Origin of the sequence: Pricia antarctica, from assembly GCF_900101815.1 — a bacterium.
Classification (GTDB): Bacteria; Bacteroidota; Bacteroidia; order Flavobacteriales; family Flavobacteriaceae; genus Pricia; species Pricia antarctica.
This window is the reverse complement of the sequence record NZ_FNAO01000004.1, coordinates 1-17598: the sequence shown is the minus strand read 5'-3', so window position 1 is coordinate 17598 and position 17598 is coordinate 1. Positions and strand designations below refer to the sequence as shown.

General features: G+C 42.8%; 16 protein-coding genes and 1 pseudogene. 13 read left to right on the top strand and 4 right to left on the bottom strand.

Going from position 1 to position 17598, the window contains the following annotated elements:
* The first annotated feature begins 16 nt into the window (after nt 1-16).
* From BLT07_RS07660 to BLT07_RS07635, 5 genes are all read left to right on the top strand, one after another.
* Nucleotides 17-1327: an NAD(P)/FAD-dependent oxidoreductase gene (locus BLT07_RS07660; RefSeq protein ID WP_091867428.1), complete on the top strand. Its 1311-nt coding sequence runs from the start codon at nt 17-19 to the stop codon at nt 1325-1327.
* Between the two features lie 85 nt (nt 1328-1412).
* Nucleotides 1413-2264, top strand: coding sequence for a formate/nitrite transporter family protein (locus BLT07_RS07655; RefSeq protein WP_091867426.1), 852 nt, complete (start codon nt 1413-1415; stop codon nt 2262-2264).
* A gap of 97 nt (nt 2265-2361) precedes the next feature.
* Nucleotides 2362-2841, top strand: coding sequence for a Dps family protein (locus BLT07_RS07650; protein WP_091867424.1), 480 nt, complete (start codon nt 2362-2364; stop codon nt 2839-2841).
* A 304-nt stretch (nt 2842-3145) separates the two neighbouring features.
* Entirely contained in the window at nt 3146-5065 is a 1920-nt protein-coding gene (locus tag BLT07_RS07640; RefSeq protein WP_091867420.1) for a DUF294 nucleotidyltransferase-like domain-containing protein, read from the top strand.
* Complete coding sequence (locus tag BLT07_RS07635; RefSeq protein WP_091867419.1) at nt 5062-5733, top strand: 3'-5' exonuclease; 672 nt, start codon at nt 5062-5064, stop codon at nt 5731-5733. The genes BLT07_RS07640 and BLT07_RS07635 overlap by 4 nt, the downstream gene beginning before the upstream one ends.
* A 54-nt stretch (nt 5734-5787) precedes the next feature.
* Here BLT07_RS07635 and BLT07_RS07630 read toward each other — a convergent pair whose 3' ends face one another.
* On the bottom strand, nt 5788-6735 hold the full coding sequence (locus tag BLT07_RS07630) for a phosphoribosylaminoimidazolesuccinocarboxamide synthase (protein ID WP_091867417.1): 948 nt from the start codon (nt 6733-6735) through the stop codon (nt 5788-5790).
* A gap of 34 nt (nt 6736-6769) precedes the next feature.
* Entirely contained in the window at nt 6770-7723 is a 954-nt protein-coding gene (locus tag BLT07_RS07625; RefSeq protein ID WP_091867415.1) for a PhoH family protein, read from the bottom strand.
* 155 nt (nt 7724-7878) lie between these two features.
* Between BLT07_RS07625 and BLT07_RS07620 the strand changes: the two genes are divergently transcribed.
* The 4 genes from BLT07_RS07620 (at nt 7879) to dnaN (ending at nt 12619) form a co-directional block, all read left to right on the top strand.
* Nucleotides 7879-8709, top strand: coding sequence for an SAM hydrolase/SAM-dependent halogenase family protein (locus tag BLT07_RS07620; RefSeq protein WP_091867413.1), 831 nt, complete (start codon nt 7879-7881; stop codon nt 8707-8709).
* Nucleotides 8710-8871: 162 nt separating this feature from the next.
* Complete coding sequence (gene gldF / locus BLT07_RS07615) at nt 8872-9603, top strand: gliding motility-associated ABC transporter permease subunit GldF (protein WP_091867411.1); 732 nt, start codon at nt 8872-8874, stop codon at nt 9601-9603.
* Nucleotides 9604-9705: 102 nt separating this feature from the next.
* Entirely contained in the window at nt 9706-11370 is a 1665-nt protein-coding gene (gene gldG / locus BLT07_RS07610; protein WP_091867409.1) for a gliding motility-associated ABC transporter substrate-binding protein GldG, read from the top strand.
* 130 nt (nt 11371-11500) lie between these two features.
* Complete coding sequence (dnaN, locus tag BLT07_RS07605) at nt 11501-12619, top strand: DNA polymerase III subunit beta (protein ID WP_091867407.1); 1119 nt, start codon at nt 11501-11503, stop codon at nt 12617-12619.
* A 76-nt stretch (nt 12620-12695) separates the two neighbouring features.
* On the opposite strand, the gene BLT07_RS07600 is transcribed toward dnaN, so the two are convergent.
* Together BLT07_RS07600 and BLT07_RS07595 are read right to left on the bottom strand one after the other, a co-directional pair.
* Nucleotides 12696-13061, bottom strand: coding sequence for a DUF4870 domain-containing protein (locus BLT07_RS07600; RefSeq protein ID WP_091867405.1), 366 nt, complete (start codon nt 13059-13061; stop codon nt 12696-12698).
* Nucleotides 13062-13314: 253 nt separating this feature from the next.
* Entirely contained in the window at nt 13315-13776 is a 462-nt protein-coding gene (locus BLT07_RS07595; RefSeq protein WP_091867403.1) for a hypothetical protein, read from the bottom strand.
* Between the two features lie 126 nt (nt 13777-13902).
* On the opposite strand from BLT07_RS07595, the gene mnmE reads away from it, so the two are divergent.
* The 4 genes and pseudogenes from mnmE to BLT07_RS07570 form a co-directional block, all read left to right on the top strand.
* Nucleotides 13903-15363 carry a tRNA uridine-5-carboxymethylaminomethyl(34) synthesis GTPase MnmE gene (gene mnmE / locus BLT07_RS07590; RefSeq protein WP_091867401.1) on the top strand — a complete coding sequence of 487 codons (1461 nt, stop codon included), beginning with the start codon at nt 13903-13905 and terminating at the stop codon, nt 15361-15363.
* Nucleotides 15364-15774: 411 nt separating this feature from the next.
* Complete coding sequence (locus BLT07_RS07585; RefSeq protein WP_091867399.1) at nt 15775-16104, top strand: ArsR/SmtB family transcription factor; 330 nt, start codon at nt 15775-15777, stop codon at nt 16102-16104.
* A gap of 48 nt (nt 16105-16152) precedes the next feature.
* The gene (locus tag BLT07_RS07580; RefSeq protein WP_091867397.1) at nt 16153-16620 is read left to right on the top strand and encodes a DUF6428 family protein; all 468 of its coding nucleotides are present in this window, start codon (nt 16153-16155) and stop codon (nt 16618-16620) included.
* A 510-nt stretch (nt 16621-17130) separates the two neighbouring features.
* Nucleotides 17131-17502, top strand: a pseudogene (locus BLT07_RS07570) (protein-tyrosine-phosphatase); the annotation flags it as partial.
* Nucleotides 17503-17598: the final 96 nt, after the last annotated feature.

Sequence of the window (17598 nt, the reverse complement as noted above, 5' to 3'; positions counted from 1 at the left end):
TCAAATGAAAATAGTGATGAAAGATAAAAAAATAATAGTTATTGGCGGAGGTTTTGCGGGCATCAATTTCGCTAAATATCTCGGCAATAAAAAAGGGGTACAGGTAACCTTGGTCGATAAGAACAATTATAATTTTTTTCCGCCGCTACTCTATCAGCTTGCTACGGGTATGTTAGACGTTTCGAGTATTTCAATACCGTTCCGAACACTTTTCAACGGTAAAGATAATTTGCATTTCAGACTGGGAGAACTTAAAAAAGTAATTCCGGAAGCGCGTAAAATTATTTTATCGACCGGTGAGATGTCATACGATTATCTGGTCATAGCCACAGGTACAAAAAGTAATTATTTCGGAATGGAGAATATCGAAAAAAATGCCCTTCCCATGAAATCGGTAAACGACGCCATCAAACTCCGGAATTATCTCATAATGGAAGGCGAGAAATATTCGTTCTGCACCGATGAGGACGAGAAGCGAAAGATGCGGAATATCGTAATTTCCGGTGCCGGACCATCAGGAGTGGAAATTGCCGGAATGATCGCGGAAATGCGTAATCGAAAATTGGAGAACATCTATCCCGAGTTGGAAGAGGAAGCCTTAAATATTTATTTGGTCGACGCTGCGCCTACCGTATTACCGCCCATGAGCAAAAAATCCCAAAAATATTCTAAGGAAAGTCTCGAAAATTTGGGCATCAATGTTAAACTCAATACGATGGTCGCCGACTATAAAGATGACAAAGTTATTTTTAAGAATGGCGAAATGATCGAAACCAAAACCTTGATCTGGACCGCTGGTGTTACCGCAATAAAATTTGACGGCATTCCAGATGACTATTACGAAAAAGGAAACCGGCTTGTGGTAGACGCATTCAATAAGATTGTAGGTTCCGATTCTATATTTGCCATAGGCGATTCTTGTATCCAAAAAACCGATCCGGACTGGCCTGAGGGTCATCCCCAACTGGGAAGTGTGGCACAACAGCAGGGCAAGGCTTTGGCGAAAAATTTTACGAGAATGGTCAAAGATAGAGAGTTAGAGCCGTTTTCATATTTAGATAAAGGTACTATGGCCATTATAGGCGATAAAAAGGCGGTTGCCGATATGACTTTTCCAAAAACCACGTTAACCGGCTTTTTCGCATGGATGGCATGGCTTTTTGTACACCTTTTTCTTTTGGTCGATTACAGAAACAAGTGGAAAACCTTTTGGAATTGGGCCAATACCTATATCGGAAAAGGAAATTCCCAAGGTATAATGGTGGGTGAAAATGTGTACGAAAACCTGGTCATGACCACCCCAATGGAAATGAACGAAAACAAATAAAGTGATGGTTGGATCTTTAGGGAAGACACTCCTGCCTACGTTAATCCGATACTTATATGGGAGAAGCTAAACCCAAACAACAACCATGAAAAAAAAAGAAAAAAAACAGGAATTACATCAAAAAAAGTTGGAGGAGAAATCCGACAAAATTAAAGGAGGTAAGAGGTATAGTGATATTCTGAGCCGTGTTATACACGAGGGCGAAGAAATATTCAAAATAAAGAACAAGGCGATTTTCTTGAGCGCGATATTAGCGGGTCTAGAAATCGGGTTCAGTTATGTTTTGGTCTGTACCCTGTATTCGCTGCTCGATGGTAAGGTCGATCAGAACCTGCTGATTACATCGTTCGGTTTTGTTTATCCCATAGGATTTATTTTAGTCATCTTAGGAAAATCTGCACTCTTTACCGAACAGACTTCGTTGCTCGCACTACCCGTTCTTAATGGGCAGCGATCCCTATTCGAAATGTTGCGCCTATGGGGAGTGGTGATTGCCGGTAATGTTATCGGAGGTATTATTTTCACCTTCTTTATAGGCACCCTAGCTCCCCATTTGGGTCTGTTTACTTCAGATACTATGGCCTTAGTAGGCACACACGTGCTCACCCATGATGCATGGGTACTTTTTCTAAGTGCGATTACGGCTGGGTGGTTAATGGGGCTTTTAACTTGGCTGCTCAATAGTACAGAGACCTCCCTGACCCGTATAGTAATTATTTCTATGATTACCGGTGTCATTGGTTTTGGTGGCTTTCATCACAGTATCGTGGGCAATATTGAAGCGTTTGGAGCCTATTTGTACTCCGATGCGGTTTCAATATGGGATTACCTGTGGTTCTTACTGCTCGCCCTAGCCGGAAACAGCGTCGGTGGTGCCATTGTCGTGGGGCTATTTAAATATAGGATATTTGAATCTAATTATGCGAAAGAGGTTTAAAAAGATCCTATCAAAACGGGCAATTATAGTATCGAAACAATCAAAGTACAACCGCTCAATTTCGTAAATTACAATTGAACTTAAAAATATAATATATATGAAGACGAATATAGGTATATCAAAAGATAATAGGCAGCAAACCACCGACGTACTCGCTAAACTATTGGCGGACGAATTTTTACTGTACACAAAAACTTTGCGTGCCCATTGGAACTTGGAAGGACATGATTTTCACACCAAGCATCTTTTTTTTGAGGAGCATTACAATGCCATAAAAAGGTTTGCGGACGGTGTGGCCGAACGGATTCGAAAGATTGGGCATTATGCACCGGCGACGATGGGCGATTTTCTGAAACTCACCCACCTCACTGAAAAATACGAGGGTGACAATACCAGCCATGATTTCACTGCTGCACTGCTCGAAGACCACGATTCGATCATCCAATTCATACGAGGAAATATTGCTAAGGTCGAGGAAGAATATGAAGACGTGGGTACCGCAGACTTTCTGACCGGACTGCTTCAAGAACACGAAGAAATGGCATGGATGCTTAGGGCAACCATTGCCAAGGCTTAGAAGGTATCGAGAAATATCGAGCCTTAACTAGGGTTACGCTCTTTCTGGACAGATGCCAAATAAAATTTTGGTCAAATATAACTAGCTCCATACTGTTAAAGGTATGGAGCTATTTTTTTATGATATAAATCTTTTTGGCACTACTGCCCGTATTACGTAGTTTTATCATCGTAAGCAATTTGGCCTTGAGGCCGCAATTTTTTCGATTGTTTTCAGCTTTCCCTACCGTGCTATCATAATGATGCAAGATAAAGCATATCCAGAAAAGCAAAATGAAAAGAAATAACTTCAACCTAACTAGGCAATGAAAAATACCATTTCGGCAAGGGTGGCCGATTTCTTGAGGGTATATCCTCCTTTTAACGAAATGCATCCCAAAGACTTGGATACCCTATCTCATGAGGTTTCCATCCTTTATAAAACCAAGGAAAGTGTTATTTTTGAAGAGGATGGGCAGCCACACGAACACTTTTATATCGTACATAAAGGAGCCGTAGTTCTACGAAAAAATTCGACCAATGCCATCATAGACCTTTGCGACGAGGGCGATATCTTCGGATTGCGCCCCTTGATGGCGAATGAAAATTACAAACTCGAGGCAAAGGCCTATGAAGAGAGTATACTGTACGCCGTTCCGATAGCTGATTTCAAGCCCTATACACAAAAATACGAAGGCGTTGCCAACTTTTTGCTCGAGAGCTTTGCGTCGAATACGAGAAACCCCTATTCCAATAGTTACAAGGGTAAATTATTGGGTGAATCCTCCGCCCTGCAGCCTCAGCTCGATAAGGGGCTGCTGGACTTGCAACATGTAAATTATTCGAAAAAATTGGTCACAAGTCCCAAAAATGCCAGCGTAAAAAGCATTGCGCTTGCCATGACCAAAAAAAAAGTAGGTGCTATGTTGATCGTCGAAAACGGACTTCCCCAGGGCATTATTACCGATAAGGACATCCGTAACCAAATTGCTACCGGTATCCATCCCATCACCGCAGAGGCTAAAGAAATTATGACCGCCCCGGTAATCACCTATCCGAAGAAAATGACGATAGCACAGGCCCAAATGGCGATGATGAAGAATGGTATCAGCCATCTTTGCCTCACAGAAGACGGCACGCCGAACACTGCGGCCGTGGGCATGTTGTCAAAACACGATGTCATGCTAGAACTCGGCAATAATCCCGCTGTTCTGATGAAGGCCATAAAGCGGGCGGGCAAATTCAAGGAGATAAAAACCATCCGCCGCCGTATTACAGGACTGCTAAAAGGGTATCTGGACCAGAATATTCCCCTGACCCTTACTTCAAAGGTGATATCCGAGCTGAATGACGCCTGTATCAAAAAAATCATCAAAATTGCCTTGAAAGACTTCGAAAATCAGCCCCCGGTCAAATTTGCATGGCTTGCCATGGGCAGCCAGGGCCGTAGCGAACAATTACTACATACCGATCAAGACAACGCCCTGATTTTTGAAAATGTACCCGAGAACGAATTGTCGAAAACCAGGGCTTATTTTCTGAATCTTTCAAAAGCGGTGAACAAAGGGCTAAAAATAATCGGCTATGAATACTGCCCAGCGGAGATGATGGCCTCGAACCCTGAATGGTGCCTGTCCCTTTCGGAATGGAAAGATCGGGTGTCCCATTGGATAACCAATCCAGGGCCGGAAGAAGTCCTCTTATCCTCCATATTCTTTGATTATAGTATTTCCTATGGGGATGTCAACTTGGTCGATGAACTGACCGCGCATATCTTCAAGGGAACGGAAAAGTATCCGATTTTCTTCACCCATTTGGCCAGTGGCGCGCTGCAAAATCCGTCACCGACCGGATTTTTCCGTAGCTTTTTGGTCGAAGAGGATGGTGCACATAAAGATTTCTTCGATGTAAAACGCAGGGCTTTGATGCCCCTGATCGATGGGGCGCGGATTTTGATACTTTCGCACCAAATCAAATCGATAAACAATACGGCACTGCGTTTTGAACGGCTGGCGGAGCTCGAACCCAACAACGAGGCTATTTTTTCCGCATGCTCCTTTGCGACAAAGGCTTTACTGAAATTTCGGACAAAACAGGGACTACTGCACAACGATTCCGGCCGTTTTATAGCTTTAGATACGTTGACAAAGGAAGAAAAAATCAAGTTGAAGCGTACATTCAAGACCATCAAAGAACTACAGGAACTAATAAAATTCCGTTTTAAGGTAACCCAAATGTTAGGATGATGCGATTCTTAAAAAAGATGTTTCGCAAAGAGAAAAGGAATTATCCCGATTTCTGGAGGGCCTACGTCAAAGAATTCGAAATCGGGCTGCCGGAGAGCCTGGAAGAAATCCGGTTTGTAGTTTTCGACACGGAAACTACAGGTCTCGATATCGAAAAAGACAGAATACTTTCCATAGGTGCCCTCTCCTTACAAAACAACTCTATAACGGTTAATCAGAGTTTCGAGGTGTATCTGTACCAACATTTTTACCATGCCAAAAACATAGCGGTTCACGGTATTCTGGAGAAAGAATCGGAACCCAAAATTACAGAATTGGAAGCCATTCAGCTCGCCTTGTCTTTTATTGGCAATTCAGTTCTTGTGGCACATCACGCCGGATTCGACCGCGCCATGATCAATGCAGCTCTTAAACGCCACGGACTTCCCAAATTAAAAAACAAATTTTTGGATACCTCCTCGCTGTATAAGCGCACTTTGATCGCTTCTCCGTTACTAGAAAAACAAGCTCATTATTCATTGGACGAGATGGCGGAAAAATTTGATATTCCCACTACAGATAGGCATACTGCCTTAGGTGATGCCTATATTACTGCCATCGCCTTTTTGAATATTTTGGGGAAATTGGAAGTGAAACCGAGTTTTTCGGTGAAGGAGCTGTTGAGATGAGTCGATATGGAGTTTTTTGAACGTCAAAATAATCAGCATCCGTTGATTGTGATACTATCCCAAATAACCTAAAACGTTCTTTTCGATACGTTCTTGAATATTCGAAATATCGGCCTTGATGAAAGTCTCCCCGGTAATATTTTCGTAGAGTTCAATATACCTTTCCGATACGGTTTCGATGTAAGCATCGGACATTTCGGGAACGTTTTGCCCTTCAAGACCTTGAAAATCGTTTTGGATTAGCCACTGCCTAACAAATTCCTTGGAAAGTTGTTTTTGGGGTTCTCCTCGATCCTGCCGTTCCTGATACCCATCCGCATAGAAGTAGCGGGAGGAATCCGGCGTATGGATTTCATCGATCAGTACGATTTCACCGCCTTTGGTCTTGCCGAATTCATATTTGGTATCCACTAAAATCAATCCGCGTGCAGCGGCAATTTCGGTACCTCTCTGAAAGAGGGCCCGGGTGTATTTTTCCAATACGGCATACTCTTCTTTGGATACAATTTTCCGAATTAAAATATCCTCCCTAGAGATGTCCTCATCGTGATCGCCATGCTCCGCTTTGGTAGCCGGAGTGATTATCGGTTCGGGGAATTGATCGTTCTCCTGCATGCCCTCGGGCATCGCTATCCCACATAGCATTCGTTTTCCGGCTTTATATTCCCGTGCCGCATGGCCTGACATGTAGCCCCGGATTACCATCTCAACCTTGAAAGGTTCACAAGCATGGCCCACCGCTACATTCGGATCGGGAGTGGCCGTCAACCAGTTCGGAACAATATCAGCCGTAGCTGCCATCATTTTCGTAGCGATTTGGTTCAAAATTTGTCCTTTGTAAGGAATCCCTTTCGGCATCACCACATCAAAAGCGGACAACCGATCGGTAGCGACCATGACCAGTATATCGTTTTCCAATGCATATACCTCCCGGACTTTGCCCTTATAAACGCTTTTCTGGCCTGGGAAATTGAAATGAGTGTCGGTGATAGTGTTGTTCATGCTACGCTGTTTGTGGTTTTAATCCGTACCTTGCTCAACCTTGGTGTTCAATATTCTTATAGGCATCAATCACTTTTTTGACCAGTTTATGTCGAATGACATCTTTGTCGTCGAGGTAGATGATTTCGATACCATGTACATCTTTCAGAATCAAAAGGGCTTCCTTTAGTCCCGATACCGTTCTTCTTGGCAGGTCAATTTGTCCAGGGTCGCCGGTAATCATAAACTTGGCGTTCTTTCCCATTCGGGTCAGGAACATTTTCATCTGGGCGTGGGTGGTGTTCTGGGCCTCGTCAAGAATTACAAATGCATTATCGAGTGTACGCCCACGCATAAAGGCCAAGGGAGCGATTTGGATGATATCGGTATCGATCAAATGCGCGAGCTTTTCGGCGGGAATCATATCGCGTAGGCCATCATACAGGGGCTGCATGTACGGATCGAGCTTTTCTTTTAGATCTCCGGGTAAAAAGCCAAGGTTTTCCCCTGCTTCCACTGCCGGCCGGGTCAAAATAATACGTTTTACCTGCTTTTCCTTCAGGGCCTTGACAGCTAAAGCCACACCGGTATAGGTTTTGCCGGTTCCGGCAGGACCTATGGCGAAGACCATATCGTTCTTCTTGGCCGCATCGACCAATTTACGCTGGTTCACGGTCTGGGCCTTGATTAATCGACCATTGACCCCGTGTACCAGTGTCTCCCCACTTTTATCAGGCGATTCATAGTCGGCGGCCGTATTACTGGTCAGCACCCTTTCGATTACGTTTTCGTCCAATTTATTGTATTTGGCGAAATGAGTGGTCAACATGGTAATCCGGCGGTCGAACTCCTCTAAAAGTTCTTCATCGCCAAAGGCCTTTATTTTGTTACCACGGGCAACGATTTTAAGTTTAGGGAAATATTCTTTTAGTAGATCGATATGTTGGTTGCCCTGCCCAAAAAATTCCCTTGGACTGATTTCTGTAAGTTCTAGTATGAGTTCGTTCAAAAACTTTGAGTGTTTAAGTGAAAGCCAATATGGAATTATTTCGCTTGGCTATTTTTTTGCATTAATTTTGTTTGTTCATCCTTTTATTGGACTAGTTCCTAACAAACTTAATCAAAAAACAGTTTGTAGCTCCAAAAATATATTAACAGTGCTGCATGGCCATCATCACCTTAACTACAGATTTCGGACTCAAAGATTATTTTGTCGGATGCCTTAAGGGTAGTATCTACAGAGAATTACCAGATGCCCAAATCGTTGATATTTCGCACGATATCAGTCCGTTTAATATTCATGAGTGTGCTTACATCCTGAAAAATTCCTATAAAAATTTTCCCGAAGGCAGTATCCATATTGTCGGGGTCGATGCCGAGCCTACCCCTGAAAACCAGCACATTGCCCTTCTGATCGACGGCCATTATTTTATCACTTCCAATAACGGCATTATCGGATTGATAACTTCCGAAAAAAAGCCACAGAAGGTAGTTGAAATCAATATTCCGAATCCCGATAACGGTTCTTTCCCCGTTCTTGATGTATTCATTAAAGTGGCCTGCCACATCGCCCGCGGAGGCACCCTTGAAGTCGTTGGAAAGCCATTCAATGCTTTGAAAGAGCTTCGCGAATTCACCCCCAGCGTGACCGACGATGGAAACAAAATTATCGGCAGCATTATCTACGTCGATAATTATGGAAATGTGGTGACCAATATCCACAAGAACTTTTTTGAGGCCTATCGGAAAGGCAGGGGTTACGAACTCGCCGCCCGATCTACAAAAATAAGCCGTATTCACAACAAATACAGTGACATTATCAATTTCGATCTTGATAGGAGTCAACGCAAGGGTGCGGGAGACCTTTTGGCGCTGTTTAATTCCGCGAACTATATTGAACTGGCTATCTATAAAAGCGACCTGAACACGGTGGGAGGTGCTTCGACATTGTTAGGACTGGAATTTCGCGATACGGTTACGGTTTCTTTTCTTTAGGGAGATTACTGGGTGAAAGTTACTGGTAAAAGGTTTCAAAATCTTATTAAATTTACTCTGTAGAGCTAAATCCGGACCTAGATACGATATAAATGACGAAATGTACAGCAAAGCCGCCTTGAGCGAAGATCAAATAAAACACCATAAACCTCAACAATTCCCATGCTCGCCATCTTCAAACGTGAAATACGCTCCTTTTTCACCTCGGTAACCGGGTACTTGGTCATCGGACTCTTTCTGGCGCTCAACGGATTTTTTCTGTGGGTTTTCAAAGGTCCGTTCAATATATTTGATTATGGCTTTGCCGACCTGGGCAATTTCTTCTTGCTGGCACCTTGGGTGTTTCTGTTCTTGATTCCCGCGATTACCATGAAAAGCTTTTCGGAGGAGAAGAAATTGGGCACACTCGAACTCCTGTATATTAAGCCTATCGGCATTTGGCAAACGGTACTCGGAAAATTTCTGGACACATTTGTTTTGGGAATGATTGCATTAGCGCCTACCTTACTATATGTATATTCGGTTTCTCGATTGGGTACGACCGTCGGAAATCTGGATATGGGGCCGGTCATAGGTTCGTATTTTGGCACTATTTTTTTAATGGGATGCTATACTGCCATCGGTCTCTTCGCCTCTACCCTATCGGAAAACCAGATTGTGGCGTTTATTATCGGGGTGCTACTCTGCTTCTTGCTGTTTTACGGTTTCGAGGTCTTGTCCTCCCTTTTTGCCGTTGGCCAAGATGCCGTCCTCGTTCAAAACTTGGGAATGAAACATCACTTCGAAAGTATCGCAAGGGGCGTTTTAGACACGCGGGACCTGGTTTATTTTATCAGTCTTACCGCCTTCTTTCTTTTCCTTAGCGTTGTTCAACTTAAAAATACGGCACGATAGTGATTATCTCTAGGGCTGCGTCCCAGAGGTGTTCAAATTCCAAAAAAAGTCAAATTCACAATAAAAACGAAGCACAGCCGCGGAAAAATAAATCCAACAAAAATGAAAAAAACTTTGGTTTCCATCGCTGCCGCCCTATTGCTTTTGATATTGATCAATGCGCTTTCCGGTTTTATATACACCCGATTCGATTTTACCGAAGACCATCGGTACACGTTATCCGAAGCTGCCCTCGATGCCGTTTCGGAATTGGGGAGACCGGTCATCGTCGATGTTTTGTTGGAAGGCAACCTACCCCCGGAATTCGTTAAACTGAGGACAGAAACCCGCCAGATTTTGGAGGAATTTGCATCGGAGAACGGAAACATCAAGTTCACGTTCGTAAATCCTTTAGAAAATACCAAGAATATCAAGGAAAGTGTAGCTGGACTACAGAAATTGGGTCTCACACCAGCCCAGGTGACCGTGGAAGATAATAGTAAGGTATCGCAAGACATCGTCTTTCCGTGGGCCATGGTCAATTATGGGAATAAAACGGTAAAAGTGCCGCTGCTGAAAAACAAATTAGGGGCTACTATCGAAGAGCGGGTCAATAATTCCGTACAGCAATTGGAATATGCCTTTGCGGATGCGTTTTCTAAAATCGCCATCCAAAAAAAGAAACAGATTGCCGTCATCAAGGGCAATGGCGAACTTGAGGATATCTATTTAGCCGATTTTTTGACCTCCATTCGTGATTATTACAATATCGGCGCAATAACGCTGGATTCCGTTTCCGGAAATCCGCAAAAAACTTTAGATCAATTAAAAGGATATAATCTCGCCCTGATTGCCAAACCGACCGAGGCTTTTTCAGAAAGTGAAAAATATGTGATGGATCAGTATATCGTTAATGGCGGAAAAACAATATGGTTGATCGACGCGGTTAGCATGGAGCTTGACAGTCTTTTTAACGAACAGAAAGCCGCAATGGCCTTCCCTCGAAACTTGAACCTGAACGATTTCTTTTTTAAGTACGGTATCCGGGTCAATCCTGATTTGGTCAACGATATGTATTTTACCCAGATCGTATTGGCGACCGGGGAAGGGAATGCATCCCAATACAACCCCGTGCCTTGGTACTATCATCCTATGGTTTTCTCGCGCAATAATCATCCTATTAATAATAATCTGGAAGCCATCCGGTTACAATTTGCCAGTTCTATCGATACGCTAGCCAATGCAAATAAAAAAACGGTACTTCTTCAAAGTTCGCCCTTATCCCGTTTAGAGGGGACGCCGAAACAAATTAGTCTCGACATCATCCATAGTTCCCCGAAAAAAGAAAATTATACCAATGGCAACAAGGCATTGGCTGTATTGGTAGCCGGCGATTTCACCTCCGTTTTCGCCAACCGCGTCAAACCGGCGCAACTCCGAAATCCTCTTGAAAAAGGAAAATCCAATAAAATGCTAGTGGTTTCCGATGGCGATATCATCAAAAATCAAGTGCGCAACGGCCGTCCTTTGGAACTGGGGTACGATAAATGGACCAACAATTATTACGGGAACAAAGAATTTTTGATAAACGCCGTCAATTACCTGTTAGACGATAGCGGACTTATAAACATTAGAAATAAAAAGGTGGCCATACCCTTTTTGGATACCCAAAAAATAGCCGCCCATAAAACCAAGTGGCAACTAGTGAACATAGGACTTCCGCTAGTCTTAACCCTTGTTTTCGGACTAGGTTTCACCTTTTTTAGAAGACGAAAATACGGTGCCTAGATGTTGATAAGTTTGTTTCGCTAAAAAGAGCAATTCAGATATCTTTGTTTGTCATGATTTTTGAACTTTCCGTGCAATTTCAAGACATTCCAGAACCCTATTTGACACAAAATTGAAATAAAACTACCCTATGAAGTTCATAGTATCGAGCACTTACCTTTTAAAGCAACTACAGATTTTGGGGGGCGTAATCAACAATAGTAACACGCTGCCCATTCTTGATAATTTTCTTTTTGACCTGAACAAGGCCAAACTAACTGTGTCCGCCTCGGATCTGGAGACCACTATGAGTTCGGTCTTAAAAGTAGATTCCGAAAGTGAGGGTACCATCGCCGTACCCGCGCGTTTATTATTGGATATCTTAAAAACCTTCCCCGAACAGCCCTTGACTTTTGTAGTCGAGGACAACCATACGGTCGAAATCAGCTCAAACTCCGGTAAATATGCACTGGCTTATGCCGAAGGCGCGGAGTTTCCGAAAGCGGTAGAATTGGCCGATCCGAGTTCCACTACTTTAATGGGCGATATTCTGGCCACTGCCATCGATAAGACCATATTCGCGTCGGGAAATGATGATTTACGACCTGTGATGAGCGGCGTTTTCTTTCAGTTTTCCACGGAAAACCTGACCTTCGTCGCTACGGATGCGCACAAATTGGTAAAATACAGACGTGACGATGTGTCCGCTTCGGAAGTGGCGGAATTTATCATGCCGAAAAAGCCCTTGAACCTGTTAAAAGGGATTTTAGGGGGAAGTGAGTCGGATGTCCTTATCGAATACAACGACAGTAACGCCAAATTCAGCTTTGAGGAAACCGTACTGATCTGTCGTTTGATCGATGGGAAGTATCCGAACTACGAGGCGGTGATTCCCAAGGAGAATCCGAATAAATTATCGATTTCCAGAAATCAATTTTTGAGTTCCGTACGTCGGGTTGCGATTTTCTCCAACAAGACGACGCACCAAATCCGATTAAAGATCGCCGGTACCGAACTGAATATTTCCGCCGAGGATATCGATTACAGCAATAAGGCCGAAGAACGATTGACCTGCGCCTACCAAGGCGACGATATGCAAATCGGGTTCAATTCCCGCTTCCTGACCGAAATGCTGAACAACCTCAACTCCGAAGAGGTTACTTTAGAAATGAGCCTTCCCAATCGCGCGGGAATCCTTACGCCCGCCGATGGGCTCGATGAAGGGGAAAACGTAACGATGTTAGTGATGCCCGTGATGTTGAACGGGTAATCTTTTTTGAGATTTTTCACTTTAAGATAAAAAAATCCTGAACATTTCGTTCAGGATTTTTTGGTTTCAGAATTATCTAAGCAATAAACCGAATCGTCATAAAATAGCTCGGTGATTCGCGGTTGCTGGCTTTTACCGCATTGACTATGGGTAGCACGAAGGCGATGATTCCGATAAATATCAGGCTCAAGATACCTAAGCCGAGCACTAGAATTGCGGGAATACTAAGAACCACAAAAAGCAGCACGCTCAATTGAAAATTTACAATGGACTTTCCGTGCTCGTCCATTCCGGCAATTTTATCCTTAGAGGTGAGCCAGATGACCAAAGGGACGATAAGCCCGCCGAAGCCGGTAACATAGGTCAATAATTGAGATAAGTGAGTCAGCACCAATAATGAATTGTTACTTTCCAGTGCTTTGCTTTGATTGATGACTTCCATTTTTGATTATTTTTAAGGGTTTCTATCAATAAGACGAATCAAAATGGAAAATGTTACAATGAACCGGATGATGGATGATAGATGGTTGATGTTTGAGATTAGGTGCTAGTGCGGGGTCATTTTTTCATGATATCAACTGCTCTGAGTTCGTTTTTTTCTGTACGCTGTCACACTGGCCCCACTGGCCCACAAAAGAAAAAAAAATCCCGTTCCTGAAACGGGAACGGGATTATAAAATTACATTAAGCATAGGCTAGCTTTTTTCAAGCTTCTTTTCCAATTTGCGCAGCTTTTCTTTGTTCTTAATCACGCGCAGTTTCTCTTTCTCAATTTTATTGTTGATTTTATCGATATCGTTGGGCGAAAGTTTTCCCTTTACTTTATCCAGCTCCATATCTTCCTGAAGCTTGTTTACTTTACGATTTCCTTTTGCGATATCCTCTTTTGTATGGATTACGTCCTCTTTTAAATCCTCGATTTTTTTCGCTTCCTTCTCCAGCTTTTTCTGTGCTTTTTCCGCTTTTTTCGCCTCTTTGTCCGCCCTTGTAGCTTCCTTCTCGGCCTGATCTATTTGAGCTTGCATTTCTTTGGCCTTCTGCTCCGCCTGCTGCACTTTTAAAATGGAGTCATTGCCGACATTGCCATCTTGGGCATAGGAAAAAGCGCCCACGGCCAATGTGAGCGTAACCATGGAAATAAATCTTTTATATTTCATACGATTTCTTTGTCAATTTATGGTTCGAAGGTATACATTAATCCCATGTCGATGCTACAATTTTAACGTTAAATTGCCCAGCGTTCGAACTTCCGCTTTCCGCAACATTTTACGTATTTTTGAGGAATGATTCCAAATGATTCCATCATCGCATTGGCCACGCCTTCGGGGGCGGGCGCTATTGCCGTCATCCGGATTTCGGGCAGTGATGCCATCGCTGCAACCACTCCTTTTTTTAAATCCATCCATGGAAAAAAATTGGTCGAGCAAAAGAGCCATACCATTGTGTTGGGCCACATTGTTGAAGGAAAGCAAACTTTGGATGAAGTCTTGGTCTCCATTTTCAAAGCCCCAAATTCCTACACGGGAGAGAATGTGGTAGAAATCTCCTGTCACGGTTCGCCGTACATACAACAGCAGATCATTCAGTTGTTTCTAAGAAACGGATGCCGCATGGCCGATGCCGGGGAGTTTACCCTTCGCGCCTTTCTCAACGGAAAAATGGATCTCAGTCAAGCCGAGGCCGTAGCCGATTTGATTGCCAGTGACAACGCTGCCTCGCATCAGATTGCTATCCAACAAATGCGTGGTGGCTTTAGTAACGAAATAAAAAACCTTCGGGAAGAACTCCTCAACTTTGCTTCCTTGATCGAACTTGAATTGGACTTTGCCGAAGAGGATGTCGAATTCGCCAACCGAAACGATTTCAAGGCTTTGATTGATAAAATACAAAAGGTGCTCAAACGTCTGATCGATTCCTTCGCCGTCGGCAACGTCATTAAAAACGGTATTCCGGTAGCCATAGTGGGAGAGCCGAACGTTGGGAAATCCACCTTACTAAATGCACTATTAAACGAAGAGCGCGCTTTAGTCTCCGAAATCGCAGGAACGACACGCGACACCATCGAAGATGAAATAAGTATCGGGGGCATCGGCTTCCGATTTATCGATACGGCAGGTATTCGCGAGACCGAAGATGTGATCGAGGGAATGGGTATTAAACGGACTTTTGAGAAGATTGGGAAGTCGGAGGTAACGTTGTACCTGTTCGACGCCAGTGCGGTTATAAGCGCGCCGAACGAACAGGTAAATTCCGGATTAAAAGCTAAGGATTTGCTTCTCGAAATCAAAAAAATCAAGAATAAATATCCTCAAAAACCTCTTGTATTAGTGGCCAACAAAATCGACAGGCTTTCAGAGGAAGAAATCTCAAACCTCGAATCTCAATTTCGCATACCATTCGAGGAGGTTTCCAATCGGTCTACCAGGCAGTCCGATTTAGTGCTTCTTTCCGCCAAAACGGGGCAAGGTGTAGAAGAACTCCAATCCCGATTATTGCAGTTCGTCAACACCGGCGCCCTGCGAAACAACGAGACCATTGTCACCAACACTCGTCACTACAACGCTCTGCTGAAAGCCCTTGAGGAAATCGATAAAGTACAGCTGGGGATCGACGAAGAACTACCAAGCGACCTTATGGCCATTGATGTTCGAGAGGCGCTCTATCATCTTGGCGAGATTACGGGTCAAGTGACGAACGACGAACTTTTGGGGAATATTTTTGCTAATTTTTGTATTGGGAAATAGGTTCCCATTTTTTACGAAGCATACTAATTTCAAAAAATTCAAGGCCTGCCTGATGCTGCTTTCGACGAAGGTTATAAAAGAAAACCTCATGAAAAAGGTCAAAGACTTAATCATGGCCTAAAGTGTCCCATAAAAGGTCAATTAACGAAACTACTAAAAGAGACCAAAAATGGGACTCATTAGGGGATCGTTTCGCGTCTTTGAGAAAAAATCTCGTAAAATCGGTCGTGTAAAAAGAAAAAGCGATAAACGTAATTTTTTGGAATGGACAATTTTCAGTTAAGATTTATCGCTTTCTAGAAAGAGAAATATAGGAATTGATTTAATGCGTGGATGGTTACCATTTAATTTGCTGTTTTATTCCCTAATATAAAGTTTTATCGTAATATTGCAATTAACAAATAAAAGAAGATGGGATTAACCAAAACAGAAATGTTTACAGACGAACAAAACGAAATTTCTTTGTTCGCCAAAGTCTTTGGACATCCTGCAAGGGTAGCTATCTTGCAGCATCTATTCAAAATCGACAGGTGTGTATGTGGCGATCTGGTCAATGAAATCGGTCTTGCCCAACCGACTATTTCGCAACATCTTAAGGAATTAAAACATTTAGGACTTATCAAAGGCAATGTAGAAGGTACAAGCGTTTGTTACTGCATCAATATGGAGAACTGGAGTAAAATGAAAAATGTTATGCTGCAGTTTTTAGACCAAGATATCGCTAATGAAGATTGTTGTTGAAAAAATTTGGGTACATCAATCGTATAATCGCAATAAAACAATAAAATTATGAAACTATCGGAAGTTAAAAACAGACTTGAACAATTGGAAAAAATTGCTTTCCAATTACCAAACGGAGAACTAGTGCCGAACCACTTTCACGTTACCGAAGTGGGAAAAATAACCAAAGATTTCATTGATTGTGGCGGGACGGTACGAAAAGAGGAAGTAGCGAACTTTCAGCTTTGGAACGCCAACGATTATGACCACAGGTTACATCCTGAAAAATTAAAGGCCATCATCGAACTTTCGGAAAAGATCTTGGAATTGGGCGATCTGGAAATCGAAGTGGAATATCAAACCGACACAATCGGGAAATTCGGACTTGATTTTGACGGAACTAACTTCTTGTTGACAACAAAACAGACCGACTGTTTGGCAAAGGACGATTGCGGTATCCCGACTGATACCCCAAAAAAGAAACTTTCGGAGCTGACACCCACAACTTGTTGCGAACCTAATAGCGGTTGTTGTTAAATTCAGCACTATGGATTTTCGGAAAATTGATAAAAATATTTTGGACAGTATTGCCCGAATTTATAAAACGGAAATCAAAATCAGAAATGCAACATTTGAAACAAATGTTCCATCCTTGGAAGAATGGGATAAAAAGCACTTGCGGTTGGGGTTCGTATTACCATTGTGGAACATGAAAATATGCTGGGCTGGGCTTCCCTGTCAAAAGTTTCCTAAAGATGTGTTTATGGCGGCGTCGCAGAGGTAAGCGTTTATGCGCCAACTTCAGCACAGGGTAAGGGTATCGTAACCCGACTTTTACAAATGCTGATTGAAATCAGTGAATCCTAAGGAGTATAGAGATTGGTATGCGGCATTATGTGAGAAAACACCGCCAGTATTCGATTGTACAAAAAATGTGGGTTTAGGGAAATTGGTTGTCGCGAAAAATTGGGGAAACTCGATGGTTTAAGAGAGACAACGTACCAATGGATCGAAGAAATGAAATCGTGGGAATTTAAACATAGGTATATGATTGGACATACAGTAAAATTGATAATCGAAAAATTGGATACTTCAACAATTTCTAAAGAACGTAAACAAACCTTGCGCCCATTGGTCGATTTTATCCAGTCCAAACTAAATTACAGTAGAGAAATACGCATAAATTTCATCTGCACGCACAATTCACGAAGAAGCCACTTGTCCCAGGTTTGGGCGCAGACATTGGCGTACCATTTCCATATCAAAAATGTTTTCTGTTATTCAGGTGGTACGGAAAGCACGGCACTTTTCCCGATGGTCGCGAAAACTTTGCAAAATTCAGGATTTGAAGTCAAAACGATTTCAGAAGGCAACAATCCCGTTTACAGTATAAAATACGCTGAAAACGAACACCCGGTTAGAGAGTGTAAACTGAACTCTGTCTGAAATAAATTTTAATCATTAATTTTATTCAGACAGAACCATGAGAAAAGAAGAACAAACGGAATTCGAGAA